12 protein-coding genes are annotated in these 10,999 nt (G+C 69.8%); 5 read left to right on the plus strand and 7 right to left on the minus strand.

Features of this window, described 5'->3' with window-relative positions:
* Positions 1 to 445: 445 nt before the first annotated feature.
* From AC4BEG_RS33445 to AC4BEG_RS33465, 5 genes are read left to right on the plus strand one after another with little or no spacing between them, the layout of a single operon-like run.
* Positions 446 to 700 (plus strand): acyl carrier protein, encoded by a 255-nt coding sequence (locus tag AC4BEG_RS33445; RefSeq protein ID WP_307821695.1) that lies wholly within the window; start codon positions 446 to 448, stop codon positions 698 to 700.
* Positions 697 to 1,560, plus strand: a complete 864-nt coding sequence (locus AC4BEG_RS33450) for a class I SAM-dependent methyltransferase (protein ID WP_490703411.1) — start codon at positions 697 to 699, stop codon at positions 1,558 to 1,560. The genes AC4BEG_RS33445 and AC4BEG_RS33450 overlap by 4 nt, the downstream gene beginning before the upstream one ends.
* A gap of 37 nt (positions 1,561 to 1,597) precedes the next feature.
* Positions 1,598 to 2,920: an NAD(P)/FAD-dependent oxidoreductase gene (locus tag AC4BEG_RS33455; protein WP_490703412.1), complete on the plus strand. Its 1,323-nt coding sequence runs from the start codon at positions 1,598 to 1,600 to the stop codon at positions 2,918 to 2,920.
* The gene (locus AC4BEG_RS33460) at positions 2,917 to 3,945 is read left to right on the plus strand and encodes an SDR family oxidoreductase (RefSeq protein WP_490703413.1); all 1,029 of its coding nucleotides are present in this window, start codon (positions 2,917 to 2,919) and stop codon (positions 3,943 to 3,945) included. Before AC4BEG_RS33455 ends, AC4BEG_RS33460 begins: the two co-directional genes overlap by 4 nt.
* A gap of 30 nt (positions 3,946 to 3,975) precedes the next feature.
* A complete protein-coding gene (locus AC4BEG_RS33465; RefSeq protein ID WP_490703414.1) occupies positions 3,976 to 4,893 on the plus strand; it encodes an SDR family NAD(P)-dependent oxidoreductase in 918 nt (305 codons plus the stop codon).
* A 32-nt stretch (positions 4,894 to 4,925) separates the two neighbouring features.
* Here AC4BEG_RS33465 and AC4BEG_RS33470 read toward each other — a convergent pair whose 3' ends face one another.
* The 7 genes from AC4BEG_RS33470 to AC4BEG_RS33500 all read right to left on the minus strand — a co-directional run bounded on the left by AC4BEG_RS33470 (position 4,926) and on the right by AC4BEG_RS33500 (position 10,937).
* Positions 4,926 to 5,504: a dihydrofolate reductase family protein gene (locus AC4BEG_RS33470; RefSeq protein WP_490707292.1), complete on the minus strand. Its 579-nt coding sequence runs from the start codon at positions 5,502 to 5,504 to the stop codon at positions 4,926 to 4,928.
* 129 nt (positions 5,505 to 5,633) lie between these two features.
* Positions 5,634 to 6,008: a hypothetical protein gene (locus tag AC4BEG_RS33475; protein WP_201874725.1), complete on the minus strand. Its 375-nt coding sequence runs from the start codon at positions 6,006 to 6,008 to the stop codon at positions 5,634 to 5,636.
* Between the two features lie 152 nt (positions 6,009 to 6,160).
* Complete coding sequence (locus AC4BEG_RS33480; RefSeq protein WP_490703415.1) at positions 6,161 to 6,556, minus strand: roadblock/LC7 domain-containing protein; 396 nt, start codon at positions 6,554 to 6,556, stop codon at positions 6,161 to 6,163.
* A gap of 79 nt (positions 6,557 to 6,635) precedes the next feature.
* Entirely contained in the window at positions 6,636 to 7,463 is an 828-nt protein-coding gene (locus AC4BEG_RS33485; RefSeq protein WP_490703416.1) for a transcriptional regulator, read from the minus strand.
* Positions 7,460 to 7,873 (minus strand): hypothetical protein, encoded by a 414-nt coding sequence (locus AC4BEG_RS33490; RefSeq protein WP_490703417.1) that lies wholly within the window; start codon positions 7,871 to 7,873, stop codon positions 7,460 to 7,462. Before AC4BEG_RS33490 ends, AC4BEG_RS33485 begins: the two co-directional genes overlap by 4 nt.
* A gap of 511 nt (positions 7,874 to 8,384) precedes the next feature.
* Positions 8,385 to 9,368, minus strand: a complete 984-nt coding sequence (locus AC4BEG_RS33495; RefSeq protein ID WP_490703418.1) for a D-cysteine desulfhydrase family protein — start codon at positions 9,366 to 9,368, stop codon at positions 8,385 to 8,387.
* 39 nt (positions 9,369 to 9,407) lie between these two features.
* On the minus strand, positions 9,408 to 10,937 hold the full coding sequence (locus tag AC4BEG_RS33500; protein WP_490703419.1) for an alpha/beta hydrolase: 1,530 nt from the start codon (positions 10,935 to 10,937) through the stop codon (positions 9,408 to 9,410).
* Positions 10,938 to 10,999: the final 62 nt, after the last annotated feature.

A 10,999-nucleotide genomic window follows, 5' to 3' on the forward strand; every position in this document is an offset into this window, starting at 1 on the left:
GGGCCGAACTGGTGCTCGGGGTGGCGATGGTCCACATGCCATTTTTTGGTACCCCGGCAAAGGAGTTCAACCCCCCACCCGGTGGCAGGACGTTGCCAATTTTCCGGAGGTGCTCTGTGGCAGGTCCTTGCCATTTTCCGCGACACGCATGGCCGCACGTGCTTCAGCGGTTGTGATGGGGGCGATCCTGAAACCGCGGCCTCGGTTCACACTCTTTCATGGTCCGAAACTCTACGGCACGGTGGGAAGTTGGCGGAGACACTCTGGCGATGACCTTGTCGGTCGGGCAAGATGGCAACCGAGTTCGACGGGGGACAGCTCGGGTTGGTTTCTGCGCCGTTCATCGCGAGTGCCGGGAGTGGTTCCGCGCAGCCGTGCCCGCGTTCCCGCACCATGAGCATCCAGTTTCGGACCGGTTTACGGTCGCGTAACCAATCCAGGAGAGGTGAAGCTCGTGATTACCGTCGAGGACGTCTGCGGTCTCATAGCCAAGAAGCTCGGCAGCAAGGCGGGTTCGTTCACGCTCAACGCCGATACCGCCTTCGAGGAGGTCGGTCTGTCGAGTCTCCAGATCGCCGACATCGTCTACACCATCGAGGACGACGCGGGCATCGAATTCGACCCGAGTCAGGCCGCCGGCGTGAAGACCGTGGGTGATCTTGTGAAGCTGGCCGAGGCCACCAAGGCGAGCGCCCAGTGACGGTCGGCTATCAAGGTGCCACCGCGGAATCCATCAGGCACCACTACGACGTCTCCAACGATTTCTATGAGCTGTGGCTGGACGAGGAGCTGACCTACACCTGCGCCCTGTGGGGCGAGGGGGACACTCTGGAGGACGCCCAGCGGCGGAAGCTGGACCATCTGATCGAAGGCGCCCGCGCACCGGGTGCCCGGCGGGTGCTCGATATCGGCTGTGGCTGGGGCAGCCTGCTCAAGCGGCTGGTCGGGACGTATGACGTCGGGCAGGCCGTGGGGCTGACGCTCAGTAGCGGTCAGGCGGCGTATCTGAACCGGTTGGAGCTGCCCCGCACCGAGATCCGGGTGGAGAACTGGCTGGACCACGAGCCGGAGGAGGGGTACGACGCCATCATCTCCATCGGTGCCTTCGAGCACTTCGCGCGTACCGGACTTTCCCGCGCCGAGCGGGTCGCGGCCTACCGGGAATTCTTCCAAAAGTGCCGGTCCTGGCTCCCCCCGGGTGGTCGGCTCGCGCTCCAGACCAATATCAAGGGCAACAACACGATCATGGACAAGCGGACGGTCCGTGACTTGATGTTCATCATGGAGACGATCTTCCCGGAATCCGAGATTCCTGCGCTCTCCGAGGTCCTGGAGGGCAGTGAGAAACACTTCGACGTCGTCACCTTGCGCAACGACCCGGATCACTACAGCCGCACCTGTCAGGAGTGGCTGAACCGGCTGCGGACGAATCGCCGGAAGGCCGTGGAATGTGTCGGCGAGCGCAATGTCACCCACTACGAACGGTACTTGGGCGCAACGGTCGAGCACTTCGCCAAGCGTCACCTGGGGCTGTCGAGAATGGTTCTCGAGGCGGTGTGAACGGAAATCACTGGTGGTTCATGTCAAGGGGCCCTCATTGAGCAACCTGAAACATGTCGTGTACTGGCACGACACCGAGTCCGTGGTACCCGGACCCCCGCTGCGGGAGTCGGTCGACTGCGATGTGTGCATTGTCGGTGGTGGATTCACCGGACTGTGGACGGCCTACTTCCTCAAGGAGGCCGAACCAGCGCTGGACATCCACGTCGTGGAAGCGAAACATTCCGGTTACGGAGCCTCCGGGCGGGCGGATGGATTTATCACCCCGACCATCGGCAAGGACCTCCAGGCGCTCGTCAAGAAGTTCGGTGCGCAGCGGGCCCTGGAAGCCACCCAGGCCGTCGGCCGCTCCATCCTGGAAATCGGCCGGTTCACCCGGAAGAACAAGATCGACGCGGGATACGAGGCCAATGACTACCTGATGGTCGCCACCGACCGGGGGCAGGTCAGACGATTACGGGAGGACCGGGAACTGGCCGGGCGCATCGGCGGAGTCGCGCCGGAGATCCTCACCAGGGAACAGGCCCGGGAGATCATCGACTCGCCCGCCGTCCAGGCCGGTATGCGGGTCGGCGGCGCCCTCGTCAACCCGTTCCGGCTGGCGCGCGGCATCGCCCGGGTGGTCCGGGACAAGGGCGTGGTCATCCATGACAACACCCCCTGTCTGCGGGTCGAGCCCGGTGTGCGGACCACCGTCGTCACCGCGGGCGGACGGGTCACCGCCGACAAGGTGGTGCTCGCCACCAACGTCCACATGGACGCGTTCCGGCCGTTCCGCCACCGGGTCATCCCCATCTGGACCTACGCGATGGTGAGCGAGCCCCTGACGGACCGGCAGGCGGAGCGGGTGCGCTGGGCCGGACGCGAGGGCATGGTGGAGGCCAAGTCCCTGCTGACCTGCGCCCGTTTCACCCAGGACAACCGCATCATGTTCGCCGGTGGTCCCGCGCCCTACTACTACGGCCGTGACAAGCGGCAGCGCAACATGAACCGCGACGAGGTCTACCGCGCCATCCGCCACGAGTTCCAGCGCTTCTTTCCGCAATGGGACGACGTGTCCTTCAGCTACGCCTACGGCGGCACCGCCGATGTCGTCCGCGACTACGCACCGCACTTCGGCCGGCTGGGCCACGGTGTGTTCTACGGCTACGGCTACTGCGGCAACGGCATCGCGGCCACCCACACCGGCGGCAAGGTCCTGCGCGACCTGGTGCTCGGCAAGGACACCGACTACTCACGGCTGCTGCTGGTCGACAACGACCGGCGCAAGCCCCCGCCCCCGTTCCCACCCGACCCCTTCCTCTTCGCCGGAGCCCGGATGGCACCGCGGCTGATGGACTGGAAGGACGCCCGGCCATGAGCGCACCACGGACCGTACTGCTCACCGGTGCCTCCGGTGTGGTCGGCCGATCCCTGCTGCGGGAGAACACGAGCCCCACGGACGGCCGGGAGGCCGCGGGGCTGCGCATCATCGCCGCCTCCCACAGCGCCCCCGCGCCCGAGGCCGAGCGGTCGGTGGCGTGCGATGTCACGGCGGAGCGCTTCGGGCTGGACGAGGAGAGCTGGACGGCGCTGGCCGGTGAGGTGGATGTGGTCATCCACTCCGCCGGGCTGACGGAATGGGGTCTGGCCGCCGAGCGGTACCAGCCGGTCAACATCGACGGCACCCGGCGGGTCGTCGAGTTCGCCGAACGGGCCGGAGCGGTCGTCCACTTCATGAGTACGGCCTTCGTAGCCGCGCTCGCCGACACCGCGCCGATGCCGCTCGGCGAGGGCAATGTGTGCCGCCACTACATCGCGTCCAAGCACCGGGCCGAGGAGTTGCTGCGCGAGTCCGGAGTGGCGCACACCGTGTTCCGGCCCACCAATCTGGTCGGCGACTCGGTGACCGGCTGGACCTCCCAAGGCCAGATCGTCCAGCTGATGTCCGACTGGATCGGCCGTGGCCGGGCGCCCTTCGTCCCGGCCCACGCGGGGATCCGGATGGACTTCGTCCCGCAGGACCTGCTGTCCAAGGCGGTGCTGCGGGCCGTCCAACTCGGCGACGACCGCGGCGAGTTCTGGGTGACCTACGGGGGCGAGGCGATGGATGTGGCCGCATGTCTCCAGGTGGTCGTCAAGCACGCGGCTGCCCGGGGCCGTGAGCTCATCGCCCCGCCGATCGTGGATCCCGCGTCGCTGGACTCGGCCGAGCTGGAGCGGATGCCGCCGATGACCCGCTCGTACCTCTCCGTGCTGCGCGATGTCAGCGAGGTCACCGCGTGCAGCGGCGGGGTGCTGCCCACCTCCATGCCCGAACTCCGCGCGCGCTACGGCGTCCCGCACGTGTCCGACACCGCGGCGTACCTCCGCAGCCTGGAGTACGCCACGGCGCGCCTGAGCTGAGACGCGCCCCACAACGGAAGGACTGCAACGGTGAACGACGGCTGGAACCCACCGGACCTCAGCACGGCGGTGGCGGTGGTCACCGGCGCCAGCCGGGGCGTGGGCCGTGGTATCGCCGCCGCGCTCGGCGCGGCGGGTGCAACCGTGTACGTCACGGGCCGCAGTGTGCGTGACGGAAGCCGGACCGAGGATCTGCCGGGCACGGTGGACGAGACCGCCGAGGAGGTCACCCGGCGCGGTGGCACGGGCATCGCCGTACGCTGCGACCACCGCGATCCGGCGGACAACGAGGTGCTGTTCGAGCGGATCAACACCGATCACGGGCGGCTGGATCTGCTGGTCAACAACGCCTGGGGCGGCTACGAGCGGTCCTCCGAGGTGCGCTTCGACGCCCCGTACTGGGATCAGCCCATGTGGCGCTACGACCTGTTCGAGGGGTCGCTGCGGGCTCAGTACGACGTGACCCGCCGTCTCACCCACCTGATGCTCCCGGAGAAGCGCGGGCTGATCGTGGGCATCAGCTTCTCCGACGGGGACATCTATCTGGGGCAGGTGGGCTACGACGTGTTCAAGTCGGCCTCGGACCGTATGTGCCGCGGGTTCGCCGCCGATCTGCGCAGGACCGACATCACGGCCGTCTCCCTGCACCCCGGCTTCGTCCGCACCGAGCGGGTGGAGGCGGCCTGGGACGCCCTGGGCAGCGGTCCCGCCGCGGTGGTGCACACACCGGAGTACGTCGGCCGCGCGGTGGTCTCGCTGCTGGCGGACCCCGAGGTCAAGGAGCACACTGGACAGGTGCTGGCCACCGGTGACCTGGCCGGGCGGTACGGCTTCGACGACGTGGACGGCAAGCGGCCTCCGGCCTTCCGGCTGGAGGGGCGGATGACGCTGGCCACGCGCATGGACCGGCTGAACCGAGTGGTCAAGCAGCGCTCGGAACAGCAGTAGTCCGGATACGAGGGCTCGCGCCGGTAGGAGGCTCAGCCGGGCATCGCGGACCCGGACCGCCGGTAGTGGAGCAGGACCACACCATTGCCGAAGGTCCGGGTTCCGGCCAGTTCCAGCGCGGTGGTGGGGTCCGAGGGCCGGAAGAGGGGTCTGCCCCGTCCGAGCAGTACCGGATGGACATAGATCTGGTACTCGTCGATCAGGTCGTGCCGTCGGAATGTCTCGGCCAGGTCGGCTCCGCTGAGCACCAGATCGCCACCCGGCTGTGCCTTCAGCGCCATGATGGTGTCCACATCGACCTCATGGAGCACAGTGGTGTTCCAGTCGGCGCTGGTGAGGGTCCGGGAGAACACGATCTTGGGCATCTCCCGCCAGATCGCGGCGAACTCGGCCATGGTCTCGGTACACGACGGGTCGGCGTCGGCCGTCGGCCAGAAGTCGGCCATCAGCTCATGGGTGACACGTCCACTGAGGAAGGCGCCCATGGCCGCGAGGTGTTCATTGAAGTAGCGATGCAGCTCGTCGTCGACCCGGTGCCAGTCGATTTCGCGGTTCGGCCCCTCGAAGTAGCCGTCGAGGGACACCGACATCGACAGGATGATCTTTCTCAGTGCGGTCATGTCCGTGACGATACGCCTGCGGGGCGTAGCGGAACCGGCGTGAATCCCGTGTCCGGGTCGGCCGGTTCCGCTTCCGATGCGCCGTACGGGAGGACCGGAGGGGGCGGAGGGGGCGGGGGGTCAGACCTCCAGATCCGCTTCGATCTTGCGCAGCTGGTGGCGGGCCATGGCGAGATTGGCGCGGTTCTTGTCCAGTGCCAGGTAGAGGAAGAGCCCCTGGCTGTCACGCCCCTTCAGCAGCCGGATCAGGTGGTACTGGGTGCCGAGGGTGATGAGGATGTCCTCGATGCCGTCCTTGAGGCCGAGCTGTTCCATGGTGCGCACCTTGGCGCGCACCACATCGGTATTGCCCGCGGCGGCCACCGTCAGGTCGAGATCCTTCCCGCCGCCCACGGTGCCCAGGGCCATACCGCTGGAGTAGTCGACCAGCGCGGCGCCGAGGCTGCCCTCGATGGTCGTCATCGCCTCTTTGAGCGCGGTCTGGGTGTTCGCCATGACGAAGGTTCCTTTCGATCGGGTGATGTCCGGATGGTGGTGATGCGGTCGTGGGTTCACGCCGGGGTGGTGGCGTGAACGGGGCTGTGGCGGGGCCGTGGAGCGGCCCGGTGCGACCCGGGGAGGCCCGGGGACGGAGCAGGAACGGCGGGCTATGTGTGGTGCTCGGCCCGTGCGAGGGCGCCGCCGACCAGGTCGGCGATCCGGGCGCCCGACCGACGGCCCTCCATATGGAGCCGGCCGACATTGGTGCGCTGTCCGGCCAGTACGGTCAACACCGCCGCGGGCCCGGCCGCGTAGGTGGCGACATAGCCGTCCTCGCCGCGCACCAGCAGTTCGCGGAAGGCGCCCCGGCTGGTGGCGTCCGCGAGGGACTGCGAAACTCCGAGGGCCGCGGCGGTCAGCGCGGCGACGCCCTCGGGTTCGACGGTGGCCGTGTCATGCGCCAGGACCAGCCCGTCGCTGGTGGCGGCCAGGGCGCCGGTGACATCGACGACCCGGGCCCGTAGCCGCCGGAGTTCCTCCAGCACATCGGGTTCGGCGGCCATCAGCTGTTTCCTCTCCGTGCGCTGTCGCAAGGTGCGTCTCATGACGGTGCGCAAGAGACGGCCGGGGCGGTCTGGGGAATCACAGGGTTGCCTCCAAGGCGTCACGGAGCCGGCGCAGCAGATCGACACAGGGATCGGCGAAGACGGTGTCGGGGAGGGTGTCGGGCCAGACCACCGCGCCGGGCCCGGGGGAGCGGGCTGGTGGCGCGGTGGCCTGGGGTCGGGGGGTTTCGACATGTCCGGCGGCCGCCAGCCGCCGTATGTCGATCAGGGTGTGGAACGCGGGGCGGCCCAGGGCCCGTGCGATGTCGGCGGGGGTCCGGACGCCGTCGGCCAGCTCCAGCACCGCGCGCTGACGGCGGGTGACGGCCGGGCACCGCGGATCCGGACGCCGGAGCACCACCGGGGCGGTATCGACTTGGGGGCAAGGCCACAAGTCGTCAAGGAGTCGGCCGCGGCGCCGGGTCTCCCGCTCGACGGCATCGGCGCCCACCGGGCGGACGGGGCCCAGCCAATGGGCGGCGCCGCGCTGGAAACCGCGGGGCCCGCTGCCGGTGCCCAGGGCGAAGTAGGCCGCGTCGAACAGCGCTCCCAGATGGCAGATCTCCAGCTCCGCGTCGGACAGCCGACCACTGTCGACCAGGAACCGGCCGACGCCGCCGGGGCCGTCCGTATGGCCGACCGCTTCCCGCCAGGTGTCGGCGGTCAGCCGCCCACCGGTGGTGAGCAGCACGTCGATACCGGGGGCCACCGGGCTCTCGGCGTGCACCACCCGGCCCTCCGACAGATAGACGGTGCCCGCGTCGCACAGCAGGGCGCCACTGGCCCGTTCCCCGGCGAGCTCGGTGAGGCTGGGACCGTATCCACCGTGTCCCGTCCGGCTGTTGGGTCTCGAATCAGAGTTCATATGAGGGCCAGCCGCTCGGACAGATCGCGCAGCCGCATCCTGGCGAGCGCCAGATTCCCCTCCCGGCGGTCGAGCCATAAGTAGAAGAACACGCCGCTGTCGAAGGCCGTGTCGACGAAGCGCAGCAGGTGATAGCAGGTGCCCGTGGTGACGATGACGTCCTCCACGGACGACGCCCCGGCCACGCCGCCGCCCTTCTCCGCGTCCTCGGCCCCGACCGCCGCGAACGCCCGCTGCTCGGCGGCCATCCGGGCCAGCTCTGCCGTCTCCGCCGCGGTGGCCTCGGGGTTGTCATCGCGTACCTCCCCGACCATCCCGAGCGCGAGTCCGCTGGTCCACTCGATCACGGCGGCTCCGCGGGCGCCGTTCACGGTCATGGCCTCGAGCAGACATTCGTCGATGCCGGGCATGCGGTCTCCCCTCCCTGCGGTACCCGTTGCGCGCACTGATGGCGCTACATCAGTGACCGTGAGGTTACGCACCGTTCGATACGAGGGGGTGAAATCCGGTAATGCTATGAAAAGGCCGATGCGTTGTAGTAGGGTCCGCGACCCCATCCGCCCCACAGGGCTCAGCGGCCCCACCGCCCACAGGGGTCCGGCGAATCCCCTGGACACGGCGCCCCCGCCCCGCCGACCGCTCCCGCGCCCGCGAACTCCCCCGCACGGCCTGTCGCTTCGCCCTGTGGTCGACTCATAGCGCGGAGTGGTCCATGCGGCCAAGGGCCTGGAGGAGCATATTCCGTAGTCCTATGTGCGCGCAGCAGACTAGACCGGCCTTCGGCCACCCCGGCGACTTGACCTGAATCAGACATGCGGAATACGCCGCTTCTGCGTCCGGCGGCCGACGCCGTACGACATCGACCGGCGACGCCGTACGTACGTCATCCCGCCGCGAGCGGTGCTGAGTTCGGAGCCCGCGTCAGCCGCTGGTCAGTCCCTCTTCCGCGCGGGTGAGAGCCTGCGGGTGGCCGAAGAGGCCGGGGAGGCCGCCTGAGTGGAGGAGGACCGTGCGCCGGCCGGGGGTGATGCCGCCGTCCCGGACGGCGGCGGTCAGGCCCGCCAGGGCGCGGCCGGTGTAGATGGGGTCGAGGACAAGGCCCTCGGTGCGGGCGGCGAGAGTGAGGGCGGACATGACGGGTTGGGTGAGGGTGCCGTATCCCGCGCCGACCTGGTCGAGGCGGATCCTGAGCGCGTTGGGCGGGCAGGGGGTGTCGGTGAGGGCGGAGGCCAGTGCCGAGACGGTGGTCGCGGGGGTGGGGACGGCGCCGCAGTGCACGCCGAGCACCCGGTCGGGGCCGAGTCCGGCGACCAGACCGGCCATGGTGCCGCCGGAGCCGAGTGCGGTGACCACGGTGGTCAGTTCGGGGGCCTGGACGAGGAGTTCGCGAGCGCAGTCGACGTAGCCGCGGGCGCCCAGCGGGCTGGAGCCGCCGAACGGGATGAGCGCCGGAACGGCGCCCTCCTGGCGCAGCCGCTGGGCCACCTGCTCGGCGGTGGTCGCGAGTGTTCCAGCGTCGCCCTCGCCCGCCCACACCACCCGGGCGCCGAAGAGGCCGTCCAGCGCGAGATTGCCGGACGACGAGCAGCCGGGGGAGCCCGCGAGGACGAGTACGACGTCCAGGCCGAGGCGGGCGCCGGCGGCGGCGGTGAGCCGTGCGTGGTTGCTCTGCGGGGCGCCGGTGGTCACCAGAACGGTGGCCCCGTCGTCCAGTGCCGCGCCACAGAGCCACTCCAGTTTGCGCACCTTGTTGCCGCCACCGCCGAGGCCGATGAGGTCATCGCGTTTGATCCACAGGTCGTCCTCGCCGAGTCCCAGCGCACGGGCCAGCCGTGGCGCGGGTTCGAGGGGAGTGGGCCAGGTGGCGAGGGATGCCTGTGGGGGAGTGTGGTGGCCAGAGGTCATGGCCACCACCTTGGCATATCGCCGTGCCCGCGCCTCGGTTCAGTGCCGGGCGGCAACGGGTGCCGGATCGGGGAGACCCGGGCCGGCGCAGTGCGTGTCCCGTGCCGGGACGGTCCCGTCGACCAGGTACGCGGCGGCCGTGTTGTCGACACACGCATTGCCCCGGCTGGCGAACACCCCGTGCGAGTAGTCCTGATCCAAGGTCACCAGCCGTGCCCCGGGAAGCCGTCGTTGGAGCCCATGGGCGCCCGTGATCGGGGTGACGGGGTCGTGTGCGGAGGCGATCAGCAGCACGGGCGGGACACCGGGGCCGCCCAGCGGGGTCCGGTGCGCCGGGCGGTGGTGCCAGTAGGCGCAGGTGGACGCCTCGATGCCGGTGAGGATCGGGTGCGGGTCCAGTCGGCGCAGCCGGTGGATGTCGGCCACCACCCGGCGGGGTGTGGGGGCCCGGCCGTCGGCGCACTTCACGATGCGGTTGGCGGCCTCGTAGTTGCGGGACTCTTCGCTGTCGAAGGCGGTGGCGGGGCGCAGCGGCGTCGTGTCCCCGTCACGCAGATACGCGCGGAGGCCGTCGGCGAGCCCCGTCCAGCGTTCGGTGCGACCGAGCGCGCGGTACACGGCGCGGTCGAACTCGGCCGCCCCGAAACCGTCCACCGGGTGTGCCGCGAGACCCGCTCTCACTCGCAGATACGCGGTGCGCACCGCGGTGGCGTCGGCGCCGAGGCGGAAGCGGTCCGCGTGCTGTCCGGCCCAGCCGAAGAACACCTCGCGCTGACGCAGCAGGGCACGGGCCTGGCGCAGATCGAAGTCGTACCACTCCTCGGGCCCGACGACACTGTCGAGCACCATCCGGCCCACCCGCCGCGGAAACCGGGCGGCGTACGCGGCGCCGAGCCAACTGCCGTACGACACCCCGAGATAGCTGGTCCGCCGCTCGCCGAGGGCCACGCGGATGGCGTCCATGTCACGCGCCGTCTGCTCGGTGGAGAGATACGGCAGGGTGTCCGCCGCGCCCGCCGCGCAGTCGTCCGCCAGCCGCCGCTCCCCGTCGAGATGCGCTGATTCGGCGGCGCGTCCGACCGGTACGGGATCCGGGCCGGGAGTGTGGAACAGACCGCCCATGGCACCGCAGTCGGCGGGCGCGCTGTGGCCGACGCCCCGCGGGTCGAAGCCGATGACGTCGTACGCGCGGCGCACCCGCTCGGGCAGCTTGGCGCGCTTGGTGACGGCGTAGGACAGCCCGGAGCCACCGGGTCCGCCCGGGTTGACCAGGAGGATGCCACGCCGTTCGGCGGGCGTTCCGGAGGCGCGCACCCGGGAGACGGCGATGCGCAGGTGTGGGCCCCGCGGCCGGTCCCAGTCCAGCGGAACGCTCAGTCGGCCGCAGCTGACCTGGTCGGGCGCGGGCGGGCGGGGCACCGAGTCGGGGCAGGCGGCGAAGTGCAGCGGCTGGGTGGCGGGGTTGGAGGTGCGGGGTGCGGAGGCGGTACCGGTGTCCGCGGGGAGCAGTGCGGTGGCGCTCACCACGAACGCGCACAGCAGGGAGAGGCGTGGGGCAGCGGGGGTCATGGTCTCGCAATCGGAAGGGCGGTCGTCGAACGTCTGGATGACAATGAAAACGATTATCGATA

This window comes from Streptomyces sp. JLBJ103 (genome assembly GCF_058215575.1).